12 protein-coding genes are annotated in these 23,459 nt (G+C 72.8%); 4 read left to right on the top strand and 8 right to left on the bottom strand.

The genetic code is table 11. The annotated features are described in order from the left end of the window. Together OO67_RS39315 and OO67_RS38035 are read left to right on the top strand one after the other, a co-directional pair. Positions 1-199 (top strand): hypothetical protein (locus OO67_RS39315; RefSeq protein WP_208861021.1); only part of this gene is annotated, 199 nt, incomplete at its 5' end. Continuing rightward, entirely contained in the window at positions 171-1,121 is a 951-nt protein-coding gene (locus tag OO67_RS38035; protein WP_051709467.1) for a lantibiotic dehydratase, read from the top strand. The genes OO67_RS39315 and OO67_RS38035, both read left to right, overlap by 29 nt. A 388-nt stretch (positions 1,122-1,509) precedes the next feature. On the opposite strand, the gene OO67_RS16110 is transcribed toward OO67_RS38035, so the two are convergent. The 3 genes from OO67_RS16110 to OO67_RS16100 all read right to left on the bottom strand — a co-directional run bounded on the left by OO67_RS16110 (position 1,510) and on the right by OO67_RS16100 (position 16,347). Next, a complete protein-coding gene (locus tag OO67_RS16110; RefSeq protein ID WP_033300745.1) occupies positions 1,510-8,760 on the bottom strand; it encodes a non-ribosomal peptide synthetase in 7,251 nt (2,416 codons plus the stop codon). Then, the gene (locus OO67_RS16105) at positions 8,757-15,305 is read right to left on the bottom strand and encodes a non-ribosomal peptide synthetase (protein WP_033300744.1); all 6,549 of its coding nucleotides are present in this window, start codon (positions 15,303-15,305) and stop codon (positions 8,757-8,759) included. Before OO67_RS16105 ends, OO67_RS16110 begins: the two co-directional genes overlap by 4 nt. A 121-nt stretch (positions 15,306-15,426) precedes the next feature. Beyond that, entirely contained in the window at positions 15,427-16,347 is a 921-nt protein-coding gene (locus OO67_RS16100) for a TauD/TfdA family dioxygenase (RefSeq protein WP_106972759.1), read from the bottom strand. A 295-nt stretch (positions 16,348-16,642) separates the two neighbouring features. On the opposite strand from OO67_RS16100, the gene OO67_RS16095 reads away from it, so the two are divergent. Both OO67_RS16095 and panD read left to right on the top strand, forming a co-directional pair. After that, positions 16,643-18,061 (top strand): MFS transporter, encoded by a 1,419-nt coding sequence (locus OO67_RS16095; RefSeq protein WP_051709464.1) that lies wholly within the window; start codon positions 16,643-16,645, stop codon positions 18,059-18,061. A gap of 98 nt (positions 18,062-18,159) precedes the next feature. Then, the gene (gene panD / locus OO67_RS16090) at positions 18,160-18,585 is read left to right on the top strand and encodes an aspartate 1-decarboxylase (protein ID WP_033300741.1); all 426 of its coding nucleotides are present in this window, start codon (positions 18,160-18,162) and stop codon (positions 18,583-18,585) included. 150 nt (positions 18,586-18,735) lie between these two features. Here the strand turns inward: panD and OO67_RS16085 are convergent, their stop codons facing one another. The 5 genes from OO67_RS16085 to OO67_RS16065 all read right to left on the bottom strand — a co-directional run bounded on the left by OO67_RS16085 (position 18,736) and on the right by OO67_RS16065 (position 23,190). Further along, the gene (locus tag OO67_RS16085; RefSeq protein WP_244300220.1) at positions 18,736-19,521 is read right to left on the bottom strand and encodes a helix-turn-helix transcriptional regulator; all 786 of its coding nucleotides are present in this window, start codon (positions 19,519-19,521) and stop codon (positions 18,736-18,738) included. Continuing rightward, positions 19,518-20,138 (bottom strand): helix-turn-helix transcriptional regulator, encoded by a 621-nt coding sequence (locus OO67_RS16080; RefSeq protein ID WP_033300740.1) that lies wholly within the window; start codon positions 20,136-20,138, stop codon positions 19,518-19,520. Before OO67_RS16080 ends, OO67_RS16085 begins: the two co-directional genes overlap by 4 nt. 582 nt (positions 20,139-20,720) lie before the next feature. After that, positions 20,721-21,752, bottom strand: a complete 1,032-nt coding sequence (gene sbnB, locus OO67_RS16075) for a 2,3-diaminopropionate biosynthesis protein SbnB (RefSeq protein WP_033300739.1) — start codon at positions 21,750-21,752, stop codon at positions 20,721-20,723. Next, a complete protein-coding gene (sbnA, locus tag OO67_RS16070; protein WP_033300738.1) occupies positions 21,746-22,906 on the bottom strand; it encodes a 2,3-diaminopropionate biosynthesis protein SbnA in 1,161 nt (386 codons plus the stop codon). Before sbnA ends, sbnB begins: the two co-directional genes overlap by 7 nt. A 32-nt stretch (positions 22,907-22,938) precedes the next feature. After that, a complete protein-coding gene (locus OO67_RS16065; protein ID WP_033300736.1) occupies positions 22,939-23,190 on the bottom strand; it encodes an MbtH family protein in 252 nt (83 codons plus the stop codon). Between the last annotated feature and the right edge of the window lie 269 nt (positions 23,191-23,459).

Genomic DNA, 23,459 nt, shown 5'->3' with positions numbered 1-23,459 from the left:
GACGGCTTCGTCGTCGGTGTTCTTCTCCAGTTGGTCGATCGACGCGCTGGCGAAGACACTGTCGGCCGACGAGTCACTGATGGCATGGATACCCCCACGACGGATGCCCTACATCCGCGCCGACTCCGACGAAGGACCCGGTTCCCTCGGGTGCCCGTCCGGAGCGGGAGTTGCGTGCGGTTCTGGAGCGGGTCGGTGATCCGGGTCTGCGGGACCGGGCGCTGGAGCCGTTGGAGGTCCTGGAGCGGGGTCGTGACCGGGTGCAGGCGGCGGGGCGTGACGCGACCGCCCTGTGCGAGGCGCTGGCCGGGCTGGAGGAGGACTTCACCCGCATCACCGACACCGCCTCCCAGCGCGCAAAAGGCACCCGCACCGCGCCCAACCGCTCACTCGTCTACTCCGACACCCGACGCTCCGCCACCGCCCGCGTCGGTGCCGGGGTCCTGGACGCCATGGCACCGCTGGAACCGCTGATGAACAGTGCCGCCTGGCTGATGTCCCAGCTCGCGGCCCAGGTGGAACACCGGGCCGAGGAGGTCTTCGAGGAGCTTGCGGCGCCCGGCGGCGCAGGGGAGGAGGTCGATCTCGCCGAGTTCTGGTTCGCCTGCATGCCGATCCTCCACGGCGCCGCGGTCACCGACGCCGAGGAGGTACTGGCGGAGTTCCAGCGCCGCTGGGCACGGATCATCTCCGTCCCGGAGGACTCCCGGCGTGTACACGTGACGCACTCCGCGATCGCGGAACGGGCCGCCGAGGAGTTCCCCCCGGCGGCTCCGGGCTGGACCGCCTCCCGGTACATCAGCCCCGACGTGATGATCGCCGCCCGCGACGCCGGGTCGGTCGGCGACGGCGACTTCGAGCTGGTGCTGGGCGAACTGCACCTCGCCACCAACACCATGGGTGCTTCGCTCTTCGTCAGCCAGCACCCGCGCCCGGCGGAGCTCCTCGAGCTGACCGGCCGTGACTTCCCCGGGCCCCGGCTGCTTCCGCTCCTGCCCAAGGAGCACACGTCAAGGCTCTCGGTCCGGGTGCGCAATGTCCTGGTGCGGCCGGAGGACTACTACGTCGCGCTGCGGGAGCTGACCGCGGACCCGCACCGGGGGATCCGCTGGCGAAGCTGACCGTCACCGAGATGCTGCCGACCCCGGAACACGCCTGGCTCACCGACGACCAGGGCAACGCCTACACCTCCGAACTCCGTTTCGTCGCCGTCGACCAGCACGACTGAGAACGGGAACACTCCCCGACGGGGTGTCCGGCCGCGGAGGCCGGGCACCCCGTCAGTCATGTCCGCCCTTGTTCCCGGGGCCGGGCCGGACCTCCCTCCGGTCCAGGCCCGCCACCGTGGACTTCGGCGGAACGGGCCAGGACCGAGGGCCGCCCCGTCCGACGGCATCCCGGCCGGGCACCGGGAGAGCCGGCGGTGCGGGATCGTCCCTCCTGCCGTGTCCGGGCAGCAGCGAGCCCGGCCGGGGTGCCGGCCGGGCTCTGTCGGTGCTCTTCGGAGGGTCAGCCGAGCAGCCTGGCCAGGGTGTCGGCCAGGGAGGTGACGTGCGGGAGGCGCATCACGCCGAAGTGGTCGCCGGGGACCCTGTGGGCCTCGACGGAGGCGTTCAGTTCCCGCCAGCGGTCCAGATACTCCTGGTAGGTCTGGCCGAGGGCCACCTCGTGCTCCCCGCGGGCGAGTTCGTCGCTGATGACCAGGTGAAGCGTGCCGGAGTAGTAGCGGTGCCTGTAGGTGAGCGTCATCTCCATCACCTCGCGCCAGATCCGGGCGGACGGCAGCCAGACCCCGGCACCGTTCCGCTCGGGGAGCACGATTCCGGTCGCCGGGTCGGCGTCGTCCACCAGGTGGTTCAGCAGTTTCAGGATCTCGCCGCGCAGCGGGCCGGTGTCGTCATCCGGTCCGGCCGCCGCAAGCTCCTCCAGCTTGGCCGTGCAGCTCTCGATCAGCCGGAACTCCTCCCACAAGCCCTGCCGTTCATGACTGTCCAGGCCCGGGTCGAGCAGGATGAAGGTCACCTCCTCACCGTCCGCCTTCAGCCGGTCCGCCATCTCGGCGGTGATCCCACTGCCGCCGCACCAGCCGAGCAGCCGGTAGGGCCCGTGCGGGCGTGCCTGCCGGATCTCGGCGAGATACCGCCCGGCCATTTCCGCGGCGGTGGGCACCGGCCGGCCCGGGCCGGACTGGAGTCCGGGCCACTCCAGGGCGGCGACCGGCAGATCCTCGTCCAGGTGCGGGACCAGCCGCCGGTACCAGTGGGCGCTGCCGCCACCGGGGTGGACGCAGAACAGCGGGGCCTGTCCGCCCTCCCTGCGCAGCCACATCAGCGCACCGCGCGCGCCGTCACCGGTCTCGCCGCGTTCCGCCGCGGCGGCTACGGCATCCAGCGTCTGGTGTTCCACGAAGGCCCGTACGGTCAGTTCCAGGCCATGGCGTTCACGTAGCAGCGCGATGGCCCGCAGGATCAGCAGGGAGTGTCCGCCGAGCAGGAAGAAGTCGTCGTGGGCGCCGACCCGTTCGACGCCCAGGACCTCCGCCCACACCTCGGCCAGAGCCCGTTCGGCGGCGGTACGCGGCGCCACCACCTCGCCGCCCGTGCCGGCCCCCTCGGGCGCGGGCAGCGCGGCGCGGTCCAGCTTGGCGTTGGCGTTCAGCGGCAGCTCGTCCAGCCGGACCCAGGCGCTGGGCACCAGGAAGGCGGGGACCCGCTGTCGCAGCGTGGATCGCAGAGCCGCAGGGTCGAAGACGGTACGTTCGTCCAGGGCGACATAGCCGACCAGCTGCTTGTCGCCGTCCGGCCCAGGGTGCACGGCCGCCGCTGCGCCGCGTACTCCGGGCAGACTGTTCAGGCCGGCCTCCACCTCACCGAGCTCGATGCGGTGGCCGCGCACCTTGACCTGGTGGTCGCGGCGGCCCAGGAAATGGATCACGCCGTCCGGGTCCTGGCGGACCAGGTCCCCGGTCCGGTACAGCCTGCCGCCCGGCCAGGTGCCGGTGGGGTCGGGAACGAAGCGGTCGGCGGTCAGCGCCGGCCTGCCCAGATAGCCGCGGGCGACCCCCGGGCCGCCGAGCAGCAGTTCCCCGGCGACGCCGTAGGGCACCGGATTCAGGTCCTCGTCGGTGACCAGCGCGGTGGTGTGCGCGATCGGCGGGCCGATGGGGAGGGGCCGTGCCGTCTGCTCCAGGGTGATGGCGTGCTGTCCGGTGCTGAAGGTCGTGCACTCGGTCGGCCCGTACATGTTGCTGACCGGCAGCCCGTGGGCGAGCGCGGTCCGTACCTGGCCGGGGGAGAGTACATCCCCGCCGGCCAGCAGCGCGCGCAACCCGGTAAGGGCCTCGGGGCAGCTCTCCACCATGAGGTGGAAGAGGCTGGTGGTGAGGAACGCGACGGTGACCCGCTGCTCGCGCAGGACCTCGGCGATACCCGCCGTGGTGGGAGTGCCGGGCGGGGCGAACGCCAGCCGGCCGCCGTTTGCCAGCGCTCCCCACATCTCGAAGGTGGAGGCGTCGAAGGCCAGGGGAGAGACCACCAGAACGGTGTCCCCCGGCCCGAGCCCGGCGTGGCTCTCGTCGTGCACCAGCCGCACGATGTTGCGGTGCGTGACCTGAACTCCCTTGGGGCGCCCGGTCGATCCCGAGGTGTAGATGACATAGGCGGTGTTGTCAGGGGAGAGCACCGACTCAGGTTCGGTCTCCGGCTGTGCCTCCAGCTCGGCCCGGTCGGTGTCCAGCAGCACGGTCTGGGTGCCGTCAGCGAGCAGTCCGGTCAGGCGGTCGGCGAGAGCGCTGCGGGTGACCAGCAGGCCGGCGCCGGAGTCGGAGAGCAGATGACTGATCCGCTCCTCGGGGTACTCAGGATCGACCGGCACGTAGCAGCCGCCCGCCTTCACCACGCCGAGCAGGGCGATCACCGTCTCCGGGCCACGTTCCAGGCACACCGCGACGGGGTCCTCGGCGCGTACCCCGCGGGCACGCAGCAGGTGGGCGAAGCGGTTGGCCCGGGACTGGAGTTCGCCGTAGGTCACGGTGGAGTGCGCGTCGGCCAGCGCGATGTCCTCCGGCCGTCCGTGGCGGGCGATCAGCTCCGGCAGGGTCACCCCGGGCGGCAGCGGCCGGGCGTCGGAGGCGACGGCAGGCGCCGTCAGCAGCGGCGCGCGGAAGGCCGCGGGGGAGGCCTCCGGCCGCTCGGCCATGGTCCGCAACACCTCGACGAACGTGGTGGCCATCGCCTCCAGCCTGCCCCGGCCGGCCCAGCCCGGCCTGCAGGTCATCCGCAGCTCGCCGGGGAAGGTCCACACGTCGAAGGTGAACTCGTTCGGGCTGCTGTCGGTGACGGTGACCGGAGCGGTCGTGGGGGAGTCCAGCACATGGAAGTCGAGATAGCCGAAGACCACGTCGACCAGAGGGGCGCCGGTGCCCCACTCGCGCTGCATGGCGGGCAGGGGATAGCGGCGGTGCGGCCAGACGGCCGCCTCCTCGGCGAAGACCGAGCGCAGCAGCTCCTCCCAGCTGCGCCGGTCCAGATCCACCGCGAACGGCACGGTGTTGAGGTACATACCGCGCACCTCGTCACCGTCCGGCAGTTCGGGACGGCCGTTGCAGACCGCGCCCGCGAAGAAGCGGCGCTGCCCGGAGATCATGCCGAGCAGTTGCAGATGGGCGGTGTACAGAACCGTCTTGAGGGAGGTGCCGGTGCGGGCGGCGAGCCGGCGCAGCGCGGGATCCAATGCTGCCCAGGAGACGCGGACCTCGTGGGCGGGGGCGCCGGACTCGTCGGCCGCGGTGGGCGCGGGCAGCTCGAGCCGGGGGTAGCCGCTGATCCGCCCCTCCCAGAAGGCCCGGTCCTCGGCGGAGTCGAGTGCCTGCTGCTCCAGCGCGATGAAATCGGCGTAGCGGGCGCGCGGCGGCGGGCTGACGGCGCAGTCGGCGTCGTCCCGGATGCGGCCGTAGTCGGCGAGGATCTCCTGGATCACCGAGTGGTGGCTCCAGCCGTCCAGGATGGCGTGGCACTCCGTATGGGTGAGCGTCCAGGTGTGCTCGCCGGTGAGGTGCACGTGGTAGCGCAGCAGCGGAGCGTGCTCCAGATCGAACGGCCTGCGCTGCTGGGCGGCGCGGAAATCCGCGACGGCGGTCTGCCGGCCGTCCGGCGTCAGACCGCGCAGATCGGTGAACCCGACCTCTGCCTCGGCCCGCCCGTGCACCAGCTGCAGCGGCTTGGAGAAGCCGGACAGCCGGAAGGAGGTCCGCAGGATCTCGTGCCGGTCGACGAGCCGCCGGATCGCCTCGCGCAGCGCGGGCAGGGAGAACGGTCCGTCGTCGGTGAAGTGGAAACTGCTGACGTTCTGGTACGTGTTGCTCTCCGGGTCGGCCAGCAGCTCGTAGACCATGCCGGCCTGGACCTCGCCCAGCGGGTAGGCGTCCGCCAGTCCGTCCGGCAGCCTTTCCCGGTCGGCCGGGCCCAGCTGGGCGAACGGCTGCACCAGCTGGTGCCGTTGTCCGCCCTCGGTTGCCTCGGTGGCCACGGTGGCCAGCCCGGCGGCGGTGGGGTGGGTGAACAGATGCTGCACGGACAGCGTCAGGCCCCGGCCCTGGAGGGCTCCGACCGCGCGGATGGCGCGGATGGAGTCGCCGCCGAGGTCGAAGAACCGGTCGTGGACACCGACCTGGTCCAGGTCGAGCGCGGCGGCCAGCTCCTCGGCGATCGCCCGTTCCGCCGGGGTCCGGGGAGCGGTGTACTCCCCGGACCGGCTGTCGCGGCTGCGGTCGGGGGCGGGCAGCGCCTTGCGGTCGGTCTTGCCGTTGGCGGTCAGCGGCAGCGTGTCCAGCACCATCCAGTCACCGGGCACCATGGCGTCCGGCAGCCGCTCCCGCAGCCAGGTCCGGATCCCGTCGGTGTCGGGCGCGGCATCCCGTCCGGGCCCGCCGGTGAGGTAGGCCACCAGTCGCTGGTCGTGCACGGCGACGGCGGCCGCGGCGACCGCGGGGTGCTCATGGAGCACCGCCTCGATCTCGCCCGGCTCGATGCGCTGGCCCCGGATCTTCACCTGGTGGTCCAGACGGCCCAGGTAGTCGATGGAACCGTCCGGCAGGTAGCGGGCGAGGTCGCCGGTGCGGTACAGCCGTCCGCCCGGTGTACCGCCGAAGGGATCGGGGACGAAGCTGCCGGCGGTCAGGGCCGGTCTGCCGAGGTAGCCGCGGGCCAGCTGGACGCCGCCGAGCAGCAGCTCACCCGGTACGCCTACCGGGACCGGGCGCAGTGCGGCGTCCACGATGTAGGTGCGGGTGTTGGCGATCGGCTTTCCGATGGTGACCCGCTGTCCGGGGACGCAGCGGGCGCTGGTGACGTCCACGGCGGCCTCCGTCGGGCCGTAGAGGTTGTGCGGGGTGACGCCGAGGCGCTCGGCAGAGGCGGTGACCAGGTCTCCCGGCAGCGCCTCTCCGCTGCACACGATGCGGCGTACGCAGGGCAGCGGGGTGCCGGGGCCGGAGAGGTAGGCCCGCAGCATGGACGGGACGAAGTGCAGGGTGGTGATGGACTCCTCGGCGATGACCCGGGCCAGGTAGTCGGGGTCGCGGTGGCCGCCGGGGCGCGCCATCACCAGGGTGGCTCCGGTGGCCACCGGCCAGAAGAACTCCCAGACCGAGACGTCGAAGCCCATGGGGGTCTTCTGGAGCACCCGGTCGGAGGCGTCGAGGCCGAACTCCTGCTGCATCCACTGCAGTCGGTTCACGATCGCCCGGTGCTCCACCAGCACGCCCTTGGGGCGGCCGGTGGATCCGGAGGTGTAGATGACGTAGGCGGCGTCACCGGGACCTGTCGCGGCGGCGGTACGCGTGCCCTCCCGGGACGGGAGGCTGCCCGGGAGCAGCCCGTCGCGGCCCAGGGGCAGTACGGTCACGGCCGCCGGGGAGTCGCCGGCCGGCCCGGCGTCGGTGCCGGTGAGCAGGATCCGGGCGCCGGAGTCGGCCAGCATGTACTGACGCCGCTCGGCGGGAAGTTCCGGCTCCAGAGGCAGATACGCGCTGCCCGCCTTGAGCACCCCGAGAAGCGCCACCAGCAGCCCCCGGGAGCGGTCCAGACACACCCCGGTGACGGCGCCGGGGCCCGCGCCCAGGACGCGCAGCGCGGCGGCCACCGCGTCCGCCCGGCGGTCCAGCTCCGCGTAGCTGAGCTCGCCCGCCTCGTCGGTGACCGCGACGGCGTCCGGGGTGGCCGCCGCCTGCGTCTCGAACAGACCGTGCAGGGTGCTGCCGGGATAGCGGGTGGAGGTGTCGTTCCAGTCGTGCAGCACCTGCTGCCGTTCCGTCCCGGACATCAGTTCCAGTCCTGTGACCGGGGCATCCGGCTCCGCGACGGCGGCGGCCAGCAGCCGGGTGAAGTGGCCGGCCATGCGTTCGGCGGTCGCCGGGTCGAACAGCGCGGTGGCGTAGTTGAGTCCGCCGGAGAGCGAACCGTCCGGCCGCTCGGTGAGACTCAGCGTCAGATCGAACTTGGCGGTGCTCTCGCCGACCGCCGCCGGATCCATGCTCAGCGTTCCCTCGCCGCTGTCCTCGGCCCGGGCGGCGGCCTGTCCGCCGGCGCCCTCCCAGAGGAACATCGTGGCGAAGAGCGGGGTGCGGGACGGGTCGCGTTCCGGGGCGAGGGCGTTGACCAGCCGCTCGAAGGGCACTTCCTGGTGGCCGTAGTCGTCCAGCGCCCCCTCCCGCAGCCGGGTCAGCACCTCGGCGAATCCGGGGTCACCGGACAGATCCGTGCGCAGCACCAGAGTGTTGAGGAAGAGTCCCAGCATCTCCTGGGTCTCCGGCCGGTCCCGGCCGGAGACGGGGGTGCCGACCGCGATGTCGCTGCTGCCGGTGTACCGGCTCAGCAGCACCTGGAAGGCGGCGAGGCAGGCCATGAACGGGGTGGCGCCGTGCTCGTGCGCCAGCCGGGTGAGAGCGGTGGCCACCTCGACGGGCACGGTGAACGGGGCGACCGCCCCGCTCTCCTCGCGGACCGTCGGGCGGGGCCGGTCGGTGGGCAGCTCCAGCGGGGCGAGCCCTGACAGCCGCTTCCGCCAGTAGCCGAGCCCGTCCTCCATCCGTTCCTCGGTGAGCCGTTCACGCTGCCACACCGCGAAGTCCGGGTACTGGAGCGCCGGCGGTACCGGCGGCGGCGACCCCTCGCCGGACAGCCGCCGGTACTGCTCGGCCAACTCGCGGACCAGCAGGTCCTGCGACCGGCCGTCCGCCGCGATGTGGTGCACGGTCACGAAGAGCACGTGCTCCTCGGCCGCACACCGGGCCAGCACCGCCCGGAGCACCGGTCCGGCGGCCAGGTCCACCGGCTGCCGCTCCGAGGTGCCCAGCGCGGCCAGGCGGCGGGCTCGGCCCGCCGCGTCCAGCCCGGTCAGATCCGTCTCGGTGAGCTCCACCGGCGCGGGCGGGTCGACCACCTGCGAGGGTTCGCCGTCGATGACCGGATAGCGGGTGCGCAGCACCTCGTGCCGTGCCACCAGCGCGTCCAGCGCTCCGCGCAGTGCCCGGTCGTCCAGAGGGCCGCGCAACCGCAGTGCGGCAGTCATCAGGTAGGTGGTGGTGCCCGGGCTCAGCCGGTCCAGTACCCACAGCCGCTGCTGGGCGAAGGAGAGCGGCAGCGGGCCGCCGCGCGGGGCGGGGGGGATGCCGTCGGCCCGGGACGGTGCCGCGGTGCCTCGCAGCCGCTGGTTCAGCAGCCGGGCGCGGAGTGCGGCGGGGTCGAGTGTCTGGTGCGTCATCGTGCGCCTTCCCGGGTCAGCAGTTCCGCGACCTCGGCGTCGGAGAGCTGGGCGATTGCGGCCTCGACGGCCTCGGTCACAGCCGCCGCGAGGGCGGCGACCGTGGTGTTCTCGAAGAGCCGGCGCAGCGGGAGGTCCACCGCGAACGTCTCCCGGATCCGGGCGAGCACCCGGGTGGCCAGCAGCGAGTGGCCGCCCAGAACGAAGAAGTCGTCCTCGACGCCGATCCGTTCGAGGCCGAGCGTCTCGGCCCAGATGGCGGCCACCGTCTCCTCGGCCGGGTCCCGGGGCGCCACGTAGGCGCGTTCGGTGGTGGTGGCCGGTGTGGGCAGTGCCTTGCGGTCGATCTTCTGACTGGAAGTCATCGGCAGCGTGTCCAGGGTGGTCCACAGCGCCGGGATCATGTACTCCGGCAGCCGGTCCCGCAGATGATCTCGGAGCTGGTCCGGGTCCGGAGCGGCGGCGCCGTCCCGGCCGGTCACATAGGCGGCCAGCTGACGGTTGCCCGGCGTGATCTCGGGGGCCGTGACCGCCGCCGCTCCGACATAGGGGTGCCCGGTGAGAGCGGCCTCGATCTCGCCGAGTTCGATACGCAGCCCGCGGATCTTGACCTGCTGGTCGATCCGGCCCAGGAACTCCAGGGTGCCGTCCGGGCGGTACCGCACCAGGTCGCCCGTCCGGTAAAGCCGCTCGCCCGCGCCGCCGAAGGGATCGGGCACGAACTGCTCGGCGGTCAGTTCCGGCCGCCGGTGGTAGCCGCGGGCCAGCCGGACGCCGCCGACGCAGAGCTCGCCCGGTACGCCCAGCGGAACCGGGCGCTGCCGGGAGTCCAGGACGTAGGCCCGGGTGCCGGCGAACGGGCGGCCCAGCGGCATGGAGGCGGTGTCCCGCTGCCCGTGGTGCTCGCCGGTCCCGGTGTGCAGCAGGCAGGTGACGGTGGCCTCGGTGGGGCCGTAGCAGCAGACGAACCGGCCGGGCAGCCCGCTGTCGTGCCACAGCCTGGCGTCGGCCACGGTGACCACGTCGCTGCTGAGGTTGATCAGCTTCAGGCCGGTGAGCATCCCGGTGTCGTAGCTCATCGCCTCCCGGTAGTAGGCCGGGGTGGTCTCCATGACGGTGACCCCGTGCTCGGCCAGCCGGGCCGGGAGTTCGGCCGGGCTCCAGAAGAGCGGGTCGGCGATCACCACGGCCGCGCCGGTCAGCAGCGGGGCGGCGATCTGCTCCATCGAGACGTCGAAGGTCAGCGAGGAGAGCTGGACCACCCGCTCACCGGGACCGATGCCGTAGGCGTCGGCGGCGATCCGGCAGTGGTGGGCGTAGGCGCGGTGGTCGATCATCACCCCCTTGGGGCGGCCGGTGGAGCCGGAGGTGTAGATGACGTAGGCGAGATGGTCCGCACCCGCCGGGAAATCCGGCGCGTCGGCGAGTACGTGAGCGCCGTCGTCCGGCGCGTCGACGACCAGCAGCTGGAAGCTCCCGGTGAAGGAGTCCGCGCGGTCGGCGCCGGTGACCACGAACCGTGCCCCGGAGTCCTCCAGGGTCTGGGCGAGGCGCCGCTCAGGATGCCGCGGGTCGAGCGGTACGTACACCGCGCCCGCCCGCAGCACGCCGAGCAGCGTCACCACGGCGTCGATGCCGCGTTCCTGGCAGGAGGCCACCACGGTCTCGGGACCGGCGCCCAGCGCGCGAAGCCGCCGGGCGAACCGGGCGGTCCGCGCCTCCAGCCCGGCGTAGCTGAGCTCCTGGGCGCCGAAGACCAGGGCGATGGCGTCAGGGGTGCGGGCGGCCTGCCGGACGAAGAGCTCCGGTACGGTCAGGGCCCGCTCCGCCTCGGGAACGATCGCCGGCAGCCGCGCCGCGTGCGGGTCGGGCCAGCTGCGGAGCAGCTGCCGCCGCTCCGCCTCGGGCATCAGCTCCAGCTCGGCAACGGCGGTTCCGGGCGTGGCGGTCACGGAGTCCAGCAGCCGCAGGTAGTGGGCGGCCATCCGCTCGACCGTGGCGCGGTCGAAGAGCGCGGTGGCGTACTCGAACCAGCAGTGCATCCGGCCGTCCGGGCGCTCCTTCACCGTCAGGGTGAGGTCGAACTTGGCGGTCGGGGGCCCCGCGTTGAGCGGTTCGGCGGTCAGCCCGCCGAGCGTGGCGGTGATCCCGCCCATGTGCTGGTGCTCGAACATCACCTGGAACAGCGGGTTACGGGACAGGTCGCGGTCCGGTCGCAGCTCGTCCACCAGATGCTCGAACGGCACGTCCTGGTGCGCGAACGCCTCCAGGCATGTGTCCTTCACCTGGGACAGCAGCTGCCCGAAGGCCGGGTCGCCGCCCAGATCGGTGCGGATCACCAGGCTGTTGACGAAGAGACCGAGAAGTCCTTCGGTCTCCTCCCGGGTACGGGCGGCCACCGGGACACCCACCGCGATGTCCGTGCGCCCCGTGTAGCGCCCCAGCAGCACCTGGAAGGCGCTGAGCAGGGTCATGAACGGGGTCGCTCCGTGCCGGGCGCCCAGCTCGGTCAGGGCACGGCCGGTGGACTCCGGGACATCGACGATGACGGTGTCACCGCCGGCGTCACGAGTGGCCGACCGGGGCCGGTCGGAGGGGAGTTCGACAGGGGTGAGGTCGCGGAGGCGGCCCAGCCAGTAGTCGAGGTTGCGCCGGGTGTCGGGGCTGTCCTCCCTGCGGCGCTGCCAGGCGGCGAAGTCGGCGTACTGGACGGGCCCCGGGCGCAGGGGCGCCGGCTGTCCGGCGGCGAGCGCGGTGTAGGCGGTGTCCAGATCGCGCAGGAACACCTTGGTGGACCAGGCGTCGAAGGCGATGTGATGAGCGGCGAGCGCCACCCAGTGGTCCACGGGAGACGTGCGGATCACGGTGACCCGCAACGGGTGTTCGGCGGACAGGTCGAAGGGGGTGCTCAGCGCCTCGTCCAGCTGGGTGCGGGCGCGGCCGGCCAGGGTGTCCGCGGTGCCGCCCGTGCCGTCGACGAGGTCGATCAGCCGGAACGCCACCGGGGCCGGCGGGTCGATGAGCTGGACGGGACTGCCGCCGTGGTCCGCGTACCGGGTGCGCAGCACCTCGTGGACACGGACCACCTCGTCCAGCGCGCCGCGGAACGCGGCGGTGTCCAGCGGGCCCCGCAGCCGCAGTGCCAGCGGGATCAGATACTCCTGGCCGGCGGGCTCCAGCTGGTCCAGGAACCACATCCGCTGCTGACCGAAGGAGAGCGGCGTCCCGCCGTCACGGGGCACCGGCACGATGCCTTCACCCGTGCCGCCGGTGCTCCCCCCGTCCAGCGTGTCCTCGGGGGTGCTGCCGGTGCGCGCCGCGACAGCGGCGTCGATGCGGGCCGCGAGAGCCACAGGGGTGCGGTCGGCGAAGAGCTCGGCGACGGTCATGTCGATGCCGAAAGCACGGCGCAGCCGGAGGACGAGCCGGATGGCCAGGAGGGAATGGCCGCCGAGGGCGAAGAAGTCCTCGTCCGGTCCGGGCCCGGGGATCTCCAGGATCTCGGACATGGCCTCGGTGACGGCTCGCTCGGTCGCCGTACGGGCGGCGGCAGGTTCCTTCGCCTGCCCGTGCGCCGCCTGTGCGGTCTGTTCCGGTGCGGGCAGTGCGCGACGGTCCACCTTGCCGCTGGCGGTCAGCGGCAGCGCGTCCAGCAGCACCAGCCGGGACGGCACCACGGCCGCGGGCAGCCGCTCGGCCAGACGGGCCAGCAGTTGCGCGCGCAGTTCCGCCGCAGGCGGATCCTGGAGCCCGGGGGCCTGCGGTACGCGGGGCACGGCGTAGGCGGTCAGCTCCAGTTCGCCGTGCGCGCCGGGCCGGGCGACGACGGCCGCGGCGGCCGCCCCGGGATGGGTCAGCAGCACCGCCTCGATCTCGGCCGGTTCGACCCGTACGCCGTGGATCTTGACCTGGTCGTCCGCCCGGCCCAGGAACTCCAGGGTGCCGTCGGCCCGCCAGCGCACCAGGTCGCCGGTGCGGTACCAGCGTCCGCCCGGCGCGGTGGCGTACGGGTCCGGCGCGAAGCGTTCGGCCGTCTGCCCGGGGCGGCCCAGATAGCCGCGGGCCAGTCCCACGCCACGGACGCACAGCTCACCGGGGACACCGATCGGGACCAGCAGGTCCCCCGCGTCCACCACGGAGACCCCCACGCCGGGCAGCGGACCGCCGATGGCGACCGTGCCGGAACCAGGCAGGCCGCAGCCCGTGTAGCGGTGCGCTGTGGAGTCGATGGAGCACTCGGTGGGGCCGTAGGTGTTGGAGATCTCCACCCCGGGCACTGTGGCGCGCATCTGCTCGCACAGGTCGGCGGGCAGCGGCTCGCCCGCGGAACTGACCAGTCGCAGCGCGGTGCAGCGGGCCAGCGCCGGTTCCTGGACCAGCAGCCGCAGCACCGAGGGCACCAGTTGCAGCAGCGTGACCCCGTGGCGGGCCATGGCGTCGGCCATCACCGACGGGTCCCGGTGCGCGTCGGCCGGGGCCATCACCACGGTGCCGCCGGAGACCAGCGGGGAGAGGAACTCCCACATGGCGGCGTCGAAACCGATGGTGGTCTTCTGCAGCAGCCGGTCGGCGGCGGTCATCGCGTACCGCTCCACCGACCACAGCACCCGGTTGCGCAGCCCGCCGTGCGTCACCACCACTCCCTTGGGAGTGCCGGTGGAGCCCGAGGTGTAGATCAGGCAGGCCGCGTCGTCCGGGCCGGCCGGGTAGGGGAGTACACCGGACGCCGCGGCGGTGGCGGCCACGGCCGCACCGCACCACTCGCCGTCCGGCGACAGCACCACGGCGGTCTCACCGAAGCGGTTGCGCAGCGCCTGCTCGGTGAGCACCAGGCCCGCCGCGGAGTCCGCCAGCAAAAAGTCCCGCCGGGCGTCGGGGAGATCGGGGGCCAGCGGTACGTACACACCGCCGACTGCCAGGACCGCCAGCACCGCCGTCACCAGCTCCGGGCCCCGGTGGAGGCTGACCGCCACGGGATCACCGGGGTGTATCCCGGCCTCGCGGAGCCGGCCGGTCAGATGCCGCACCCGCCCGGCGAGTTCGGCGTAGGTCAGCCCACCGCCCTCGTGGGCGACGGCGGTCGCCCCGGGGGTGGCGGCCGCGCGGTCCAGCACCAACTGGACCAGACCACGGCCGGAATGGTCCTCCCCGGCGGAGCGGGCCGCACCGTCGCCCCAGGCCATGACCGTGGCGCGCTCCTCGGGGGCGGTCAGCTCCAGCCGGCCCACCGGCGTGCCCGGACCGGCGACCACCTGGCCGAGGAGGTGCAGGAAGTTCGCCGCCATCCGCTCGATCCGGTCCCGGTCGAAGAGCGCGGTGGGATAGATGAACTCACCGGCGATCTCGCCGTTCGGACGCTCGGTCAGGTGGAGGGAGAGGTCGAAGGCGGAGCTGCGCGCGCCGCTGTCGGCCCGGCTGACCTCCAGGCCCGGCAGCGAGAACGGCCGGCGGTGGGCGTTGTGCAGCGCGAAGCCGGCCTGGAAGACCGGGTTGCGGCTGGTCTCCCGCTCCGGAGCAAGGGCGGCGACCACCCGCTCGAAGGGCACCTCCTGGTGGCTGTAGGCGTCCAGGGTGGTGTCTCTCACCCGGGACAGCAGCTCGCGGAAGTCCGGCGCCCCTCCCAGGTCGGAGCGCAGCACCACGGTGTTGAGGAACATGCCCAGCAGCTGCTCCAGCCGGGTGTCGTTCCGGTCGGCCAGGGAGACGCCGACCGCGATGTCGGGCCTGCCCGAGTACCGGGCGAGCAGCAGCTGGTAGGCGGCGAGCCCGGCCATGAAGAGCGTGGCGCCCTGCTCCTTGGCGAGGGCGGTGAAGCGAGCTGCCAGCGGAGCCGGCACGGTGAAGCCGACCGTGTCCCCGGTCGAGTCCCACACCGCCGGACGCGGCCGGTCGGTGGGCAGCTCCAGGGGGGCGTTCCCGACCAGCTGCTTCCGCCAGTAGCCGAGATGACCTTCCATCAGCTCCTCTTGCACCCGCCACCCCTCGCGCTGCCACTCCGCATAGTCCGCGTACTGGAGCTCCAGCGGCTCCAGCGGAGAGGCGGCACCGGCGGCGAACGCGCCGTACAGCGCCCGTAGTTCGTCGGCGAGCAGGCCCCAGGACCAGCCGTCGAAGGCGATGTGGTGGAAGGTGAGCAGCAGGGCTGTCTCCTCCGGCGCCAGCCGGACCACCGCCACCCGCCAGGGATGCTCCCGCCGCAGATCGATCACCGTCCGCGCGCGGGCCGCGCCCAGGGCGCGCAGTCTCTCTTCCCGCCGGTCGCCAGGGACGTCGCCGAGGTCGGTGAACTCGGGCTTCACCGACTCGGGTTCGTCGATGACCTGGACGGCGCGGCCGTCCTCGTCGACGTACCGGGTACGAAGTACCTCGTGCCGGGCGGCTATCTCGGTGAGCGAGGCGGTCAGGGCGTCGGTGTCCAACGGGCCCCTGATCCGGAAGGTCTCGTGCATCAGGTACTCGGCGGCATCACCCGACCTGAGCTGGTCGAGCAGCCACAGCTGTTCCTGTGCGAAGGACAGCGGATAACCGCCGTCGACGGTTGCCATCGGTCGTGTCTCCCTGGGCGAGTGGTGGTGGGGCCGGTACGAGCGGTGAACGACGGTGGGTGTACGAGTCCGGTCGCGGCAGGAGTGCGGACCGGTGCCGCCGGGGCGGGGGCGGTGGCGGTCAGCCCTGCTCGACCGGTCCGCTGGAGGGCTCAGCCATCGCCACGGCGATCTTCCGGGGCCCGGTGAACGGCTCCCGGGCGTGAGCGGCGAGCATGTTGTCCACGACCAGCACGTCGTCCTGCTGCCAGTCGAAGCGCCGCTGTTCGGCGCGGTAGCAGTCCCTCAGATGGGCCACCACCTCGTCCGGCACCGGGGCCCCGTCGCCGTAGTACGTGTTGGTCGGCAGGTCCGCCTCGTCGTACATCTCCCGCAGAGCGGCGCAGACATCGGGCTGGAGAGTGGTGACATGGAAGAACGTCAGGTGGTTGAACCACACCCGCTCCCCGGTGACCGGGTGGTGGTGTACGGCCTCGCGGCGGGCGCGGGTGCGCAGGCCCCCGGCAGTCCATTCGGCCGTCACGCCGTTTCGTGAGCAGTACGCCTCGACCTGAGCGCGATCCCCGGTGTTGAAGGCGTGCTGCCAGGGCACTCCGAATCCCTCGGTGAAGTTGCGCACGACCATCCAGCCGCGGGCGGCGAACTCCTCCCGCACCTGCGGGTCGATGGCGGCCAGCACCCGCCGGGTGTCGGCGAGCGGAGTGGAGCCGAGCGTGTCGGGCGGGGTCACACAGAGGAAGAACAGTGTCAACGGCCACGTGGCCTGGTAGGAGTTCTCGTTGTGGAGGAAGATCTCCTCCGAGGGCGGATAGTCGGTTGAGGTGTAGACCTGCCCCTTGATCGTGGACCGGGGCGAGGAGCGCTCGGCGTAGGTCAGCGGCTCACCGCCCACGGTGCGCACCGTCCGCTCGAAGCCGTCCACCCCGTCCTGGCCGAAGCCGCGCAGCAGCACGGCGCCGTGCTCACGCAGCAGGGCGCGGATCTCCGGGCGGGCGGCGGCCAACTGGGCGGCCGGAACGCCGCGGCCCGGCGCCGCGGTGATCAGATGGGGAAGCGTCTGTCCGGGCGCCTGCCGCTCGGCGGCTGCCGGCGCGAACGGCGCTGAAGGGTTCGCAGTCATACCGTCAGGGTCGGCGCACCCGGCTTGCCTCGGCAGAGAACATCCGGCGGACTCTCCGGCAGGGCGTGTGCGTCCCTTTCTGCGCGTCCTTCCCTGGGCCGGTCCGCCGGTGCCGGGCACGCTGACGGCACCGTGCAGCTCGTCCGTCCAACCGGTGTTCCGAGCATCCCGTGCGGCTGTCGAGAGGATTCCCATGTCGGAGCGAAGGGACGAGCCCATGAGCACGGTTGCCGACGACGCCCGTGCCGTTCCCGAGGTGCCGCCGCTGCGGCGCAACCGGGATTACCTGCTTCTGTGGAGTGGTTCGGCGGTGGCCATCGTCGGCTCCACGGCGTCCACGGTGGCGTATCCGCTGCTGGTGCTGGCCGTGACGGGCTCGGCGTCCGCCGCCGGGCTGGTCGGCTTCGTGGTGCTGCTTCCGGCACTGCTCCTCCAGCTCCCGGCCGGCGTGCTGGTCGACCGCTGGAACCGCAAGCGGGTGATGATCTGGTGCGACGCCCTGCGAGCGCTCGGCGCGGCGACCGTCGTGCTGGCCCTGATGGCGGGCGAACTGAGCCTGGCGCACGTGATGGTGGTCGGCTTCGCGGAGGGCTCGCTCACCGTGCTCAACGGTCTGGCCTCCACCGCCGCGGTCCCCAACGTGGTGCATCCGAGCCAGCTTTCGGTGGCGCTCGCCGGGAACGAGGCGCGCGGCCGTGCGGCCACCATGATCGGTACCCCGCTGGGCGGCATTCTCTTCGGCCTCGGCCGGGTGGCGCCGTTCGTGCTGGAGACCTTCGCCTACCTGGTGTCGCTGGTGTCGTTGCTGTGCATCCGGAAGGACTTCCAGGCCGCTCGCCCCGGCGATGCGCCGCGCGCGGAGGCCGGTTCGCACGACGGCGCGACGGCGGGCAGCCGCCGTACCCGGATCCTGCGGCAGGCGGGCCGGATGGTGGAGGGGCTGGTCTGGCTGTGGAGGCGGCCTTTGCTGCGCACCACGGCCCTGCTGGTGGCCGGGAGCAATCTGCTGTTCCGCGCGCTCTTCCTGGTGATGATCGTGCTGCTCGCCGAGGAGGGCGCCGGTCCCGCCGCGATCGGTCTGCTGATCGGCGTCGCCGGGGCCTGCGGAATGCTCGGCTCCCTGGTCGCCGGCTGGTGCGGGCGCCGCCTGAGGATGAACGCCCTGGTGATCAGCGCCAACTGGGTCTGGGCACTGCTGATGTGTGTGCTTGCCTTCGGCGGCGGGCTGTGGCCGGCCGTGATCGCCTACACGGCGATGTGGTTCGTCGGACCCATCTGGAACGTGGCGGTGGGCAGTTACCAACTGGCCGTCACCCCCGACGAGCTGCGCGGCCGGGTGCTGAGCGCCTCCAGCCTGCTGGCCAACGGCGCTCTGCCGCTGGGCGCGCTGGCCGGCGGCCTGCTGCTGGACGGCCTGGGCGTGCGAGTCGCGGCGGCCGTGCTGGCCGGGTGGATGGTGCTGATGGCGCTGGCCGCCACCCTCGCCAGGCCGGTACGCCGGGCCACCATGACCGTGGTCGTCGACCCGTCCGCGCCCCTCAAGGTCCCTTCGTCCCCCGCACCCTGCACGACCCCGTCCCAGTCGTCCTCCCCGTCCGAGCAGTCCGTGCCCGTCGCGGCGGCGGACTCGCGCTGAGCGGCCGGGCACCCGCCCGGTCCCAGCGGTGCGGCCGCATCCGGCCTGACGGCGGTGCGTCCGAAGATCCCCTCCCAGAGTCCTACGGAGACAACGCCATGCTGCGCACCATGTTCAAGTCCAAGATCCACCGGGCGACCGTCACTCAGGCCGATCTCCACTACGTCGGATCGCTGACGATCGACGAGGACCTGATGGAGGCCGCCGACCTGCTCCCCGGGGAGCAGATCCACATCGTCGACATCACCAACGGCGCGCGTCTGGAGACTTACGTGATCCCCGGACAGCGCGGCAGCGGCGTCATCGGCATCAACGGCGCGGCGGCCAGGCTGGTACAGCCGGGCGACCTCGTCATCATCATCTCCTACGCCTCCGTGGAGGACGCCGAGGCCAAGGCGCTGGTGCCCCGTGTCGTCCATGTGGACCAGGACAACCGGCAGGTCCGGAGAACCGGTTCGGACCTGGCGGAGCCGGCCCCGGGCAGTGGCACACTCCGGGGCGACCTCGTCCACCCGCGGCGCTGAGGACCGAGGCCGGGTACCGGCCCCAGGGGTGGTCGCCCCTGGGGCCGGTACCAGGCCGGAGGCACCGGACAGCGACCGGTGCGGTTCCCCGGACACCGGCAAGGTGTCGTCCGGGAGTGGGTGGGAAGCGGGCGGTGCGGTGCGGACCGGTCAGATCAGACCGGTCCGCACCGCCCGTGCGACCGCGTGGGCCCGGTTGCGCACCTGGAGGCGGACCATCAGCTCGTAGATGACGTTCTTGACGGTGTGCTCCGAGCAGGACAGCAGGCGGGCGATCACCGCGTTGCCGTGGCCCTCGGCGACCAGGGTCAGCACCACCGTCTGGCGCGTGGTGAGCGGAGCCGCCGCGTTCGGCACCCGGCCCATGTCGGAAGCAGGTGCCGCGTGCCCCCCGCCGGCCTGCTGTGTGCCGCCCAGCAGACGGACCAGCACGCCATAAGGCAGCCGCCCGTCGCCGTGGTGGGCGGAGTGCACGGCAGCCACGAGTTGCGCCGGGCTGGCGTCGGCGGCCCGCAGGATCGTGCGGGCGCCCGCCCGTACCGCCCGCAGCACGCTGTCCGGGGACACCAGGTGGGCGGCCACCAGTACGCCCTGCCGGCCCTGGTCCCAGGACCCCGGAGCCGGGCAGGACTCGACCGCCTCGTCGACGGTACGGCCGGCGGCCAGCAGGACCAGCCCGGGACGCGGCTCCGCCCGGTCGGCGAGCGGGATCCCGGCACCGGCGAGCCGCTGGTGCCAGGACTGCCGCAGGCCGTCGTCCGAGGCCCGCACATGGACACGCACAGGAGCGTGCGGCGGTGCGTGCGGACGCGGCACGCGTCCGTCCGGGAGGGCGCCGGACGGAGCTCTCCCGGGCAGCCGCATGCCGTCCGGGGCGGGACCGTCCGGTGAGCCGGTCTCCCGCGCCGAGCGGCCGGTCAGCGTCGCGGCGTTCACAGCAGACCCGCCCGCAGCGCGTAGGCGACCGCGTGGGCGCGGTTCTTCAGCCGGAACCGTTGTGTGACGTTGTGCAGGACCGTGGTCACCGTCCGCACCGAGTAGCAGAGTTCGTCCGCGATCTCGCTGGTCTCGCGGCCGTCGGCGACCAGCCGCAGCACCGCGCGCTCACGGTCGCTGAGTCCGGCCGCGCCCCAGGCGTCCGGGACGTGCGAGGCCGCGCCCTCCGCGCGGTGCTCCAGCAGTCCGTCCAGCAGGTCGGGCGGCACCGCGCAGTCACCGCCGGCCGCGGCCAGCACGGCGTGTGCCAGTCGTGGGCCGTCGGTCTCGCGGCGGCGCAGCAGCCCCCGGGCACCCGTGGCGATGGCGTGCAGCGCTTCCGCCGGGGCCAGTTCGGCGGCCACCAGGACGACCTCCGGGCGGTGCTCGGAGGCCCGGGTGCGGCGCACCAGATCCAGCACCGGGTCGGCCACCCGGTCGACCACCACCACCGTCACGTCCGGCCGCTGCTCCACGCTGACCGGACGCACCTCCGGACAGCCCTCCAGCGCGCTTCGCGTGCCTGCCTCCAGCACCGGGTCCAGCGCAACGACGCTTACTCGCACCGGCTCTTGCATAGGTTCTCCCTCTCGGTTCTGCTGGCCTTCGCCAGTGACACCGATCATGGGAACCTCGGCCGCGCCCGGCATCGGTGCACCACACCCAGATTTACGCCGTGCCGTCGGTCCGAGGACCGCCGGGCATCTCACCGCGGGGGTGGGGACGGGGCAACGCGGGGGCAGTTCCGCCCCTCGCCGCCGTTGTCCGGGCGGCCAGGGGCGGAACTGCCCCCACAAGCACATCGTCCCGTGCGTCCGATGCCGTACCGCGGACGGCACACGGCTCCGGCACCGTCCGGGACCGAGGTCGCCCACCGCCTCGACCCCCGCGCTGACCTGCTCGGGAGTGATCTTGAGGGGAGGGGTGGGTGGGACCTGCGGCAATATGGGGGGCCGTCCCCCATGCGGCCCTCACCGGAGCTTCGTCGGCGTGTGGTGGGACGCGCATCGCTGCTGCCGTACGTACGGGCAGAGCCCGGTCTGCGAGTGCCGACCTCGTGGTGGGCGCGCCCGCCCCGGAGCAGGCCCGGGCGGGCGTGTGCGCGCCGCCCTGGCGCGCTGGTGCGGCCCTCAGGGCGGGGCCACCCGGGCCGCACCCGGTCAGCTGGCGGCGGTGGCTCCGGAGGCCTGGGGCTCCGGGAGGAAACCGGTGACCTCGGTGCCGATGCCCGCCACCCGGGCCTCGCTCAACACCAGCCCCGCCAACGCCAGATCGAGCACCCCGAGCCCGAACGGCGAGAAGAGCGTAGGGCGTCGCTCGTCGCGATGGCCCGGTGACTCCTCCCGCAGCAGCTCCCCGAGGGTGCCGTGGATGAAGGAGCGGTCGCCCACACGGGTCTCCGCCAGATGCACCGAGGTCGCGGCCCGGCAGACATGGTCGGGGTCGTCGACCACGTTCACGGCTTGGAGCACGCCCTCCACCGTGACGTCCCGCAGCGAGACACCGAGCACCAGGGTGCCGGGCCGGCAGTCACGCAGATCCAGGTGGGGCACACCGGCCGTGGTCGCCAGGCTCACCAGCCGATGGGCGCTCAGCGCCGCCTCGACGCTCTCCGCGACCCGCACCACCCGCCCGTCCCCGCCGAACTCCGCGGCGCTGCGGTCGCGGAACGCCTCCGCACGGCCGGCGTCCAGGTCGAAGACGGTGATGTCGGCCAGTTCGGGCCGGACCGCCAGCAGGAAGCGCAGCACCTCGAAGTTGATCACACCACAGCCGATGAGCGCGACGCCGGTCTCCCGGCCGTCCGCGGGCGGCAGTGCGGCGGCGGCGAGAGCGGCACTGGCCGCGGTGCGCCGGGCGGAGATGGTGGAGCCCTCCACCAGCGCCACCGGCTGGCCGGTCTGCATCGAATTGAGGATGATCGCCGCGGAGGCGCGTTCCAGGCCGTTCGCGACATTGCCGGGGAAGGAGGCGATCCACTTCATACCGGCCAGCGGCCTCGGCCCGCCCAGATAGGCAGGCAGCCCGATGATCCGATTGCGGGTGTCGTCGGGGAAGCGGAGGAAGACCGAGTGCGGCAGCGAGGTCTGCTCGTCGGCGTGGCGCAGATACGCCTCCCGCACGACGTTCAGCACCTCCTTCTCCCGGCCGTCCAGAATCCTGCGTACGTCTCCGTTGCCGAGTGTCAGCATGGTGCCACCCCGGTCATCTCGCTGTTCTCGGTCACCTCGGCCACTTCGGCCACCTCGTCCTTCCACAGATGGGTCACCTCGCCGAACTGAGCCTTCACCCATGCGTCGTCGTAGATCGTGTTCAGGTAGCGCTCGCCGCGGTCCGGCATGATGAGCACACACGAGGCGCCGTCCGGGATACGGCCGCTCAGCTGCTCCAGGGCGGTGGCAACCGCGCCGGACGAGCCGCCGAGGAGCAGCCCCTCGCGCAGCGCCAGACGGCGGCAGCCCACCAGACTGTCCAGATCGCTGACATGCAGTACGTCGTCGGCGAGCCCGCCCCGGTAGAGCTGCGGGCGGACCGCCGCGCCATGGCCCGGAATCAGCCGGCGCCCCGTCGGCGGTCGGAAGATGGCGCTGCCCTCGGCGTCGACGGTGACCACCCGGGTCGGCAGCCCGTGTGCGCGAATCCAGTCGCCGCAGCCGCGCAGGGTGCCGGAGGAGCTGATGGTGCAGAAAAGGTAGTCGGGTGCCCGGCCCAGATCCTCCGCGATCTCCTTCATGGTGATGCGGTGCGCCCAGGCGTTGCGAGGGTTGGCGTACTGGTTGGGCCAGTACGCCCCGGGCAGCGCGGCCACCAGCTCCTGTACCCGGGCGATCCGCACGGGTTGGAACTCGCCCGTGACCGGGTCGCCTTCGGTAACCGTGTGCACATCCGCGCCGAGCGCCCGCATGATCGCGATGTTCTGCGGATTGGTACGCGGGTCCACCACGCAGATGAACCGCAGGTCCAGGGCTCGGCACGCCTGTGCCATGCCGACGCCGAGGTTCCCGGAGCTGGACTCGACCACGGTGCCGTGGCCGGGCAGCACCGCGCCGGTGGCGACGGCGTGGCTCAGCATGGTGTAAGCGGACCGGTCCTTGATGCTGCCGCCGGGATTGACCGACTCCAGCTTGGCCCAGACCCGGAAGCGGGCGCCGGGCAGCAGCCGGGTGAGTTCCACCAGCGGCGTCCCGCCGACGGCGGACAGCGCCCCGGTACGGTCCGCGCCGTACTCGCTGGGTGCGGGCCCGGACAGGTCGGTGGCGTCGGGCAGTGCGGATACCTCGTCCTCGGGCCGGTCCGCCCTCGTCACGAGGGACGGCCGGAATCTCGGCTGGGAGACGGAGTTCATCGCCGGGCTTCCCCTCACTGTCGGTAGGCGGATCAGACCGAGGCGCTCTGTCGTCCGCTCTGACCGGCCGCCGCACCGGCGGCCTCGCGCTCCATCCGGCGTCGCAGGCCGGCCGGACGCATGTCCGTCCACACCCGGCCGATGTGGTCCAGGCACTCCTGCTTGGTGCCCTTGGTGCCTTCGGCCCGCCAGCCGGCGGGCAGCTCCCGTTCGGCCTGCCAGATCGAGTACTGCTCCTCGTCGTTGAGTACGACGTGGAAGACGCTCTCGGTGTGGTCGGACATCGCCGTCTCTCCTCGGTCGGTGGGGGCGCCGCAGTCGGTACCGGCGCCAGCCCGAGCGTGCCCGTCGGCGGCGGCCGGCCGTAGAGACAAACGGGCAGCGGTAAAGGCGGCGGAGGGCCGCCGTTCCTTCCCCTGACACCCGGACAGCGAGATCCGGACGCCTTCGGGCCGCCCGTGACGTGCCGCTGAGCCCTGCTGATTTGCGCGTGCGTCTACCGATTGGAGGGTGTCGAGCGCACCATCATCGGGTCGCAGAGACAGTGGTGGTG

The organism is Streptomyces atroolivaceus (assembly GCF_000717025.1).
Lineage (GTDB): Bacteria > Actinomycetota > Actinomycetes > Streptomycetales > Streptomycetaceae > Streptomyces > Streptomyces atroolivaceus.
This window is presented reverse-complemented; position numbering and strand designations above follow the sequence as displayed.

Bases quoted from the DNA above. Each gene is read 5' to 3' on its own strand.
- OO67_RS16105 (WP_033300744.1), bottom strand. From the start codon at position 15,305: ATGGCAACCGTCGACGGCGGTTATCCGCTGTCCTTCGCACAGGAACAG.
- OO67_RS16065 (WP_033300736.1), bottom strand. From the start codon at position 23,190: ATGTCCGACCACACCGAGAGCGTCTTCCACGTCGTACTCAACGACGAG.
- OO67_RS16080 (WP_033300740.1), bottom strand. From the start codon at position 20,138: ATGCAAGAGCCGGTGCGAGTAAGCGTCGTTGCGCTGGACCCGGTGCTG.
- sbnA (WP_033300738.1), bottom strand. From the start codon at position 22,906: ATGAACTCCGTCTCCCAGCCGAGATTCCGGCCGTCCCTCGTGACGAGG.
- OO67_RS16095 (WP_051709464.1), top strand. From the start codon at position 16,643: ATGAGCACGGTTGCCGACGACGCCCGTGCCGTTCCCGAGGTGCCGCCG.
- panD (WP_033300741.1), top strand. From the start codon at position 18,160: ATGCTGCGCACCATGTTCAAGTCCAAGATCCACCGGGCGACCGTCACT.
- sbnB (WP_033300739.1), bottom strand. From the start codon at position 21,752: ATGCTGACACTCGGCAACGGAGACGTACGCAGGATTCTGGACGGCCGG.
- OO67_RS16110 (WP_033300745.1), bottom strand. From the start codon at position 8,760: ATGACGCACCAGACACTCGACCCCGCCGCACTCCGCGCCCGGCTGCTG.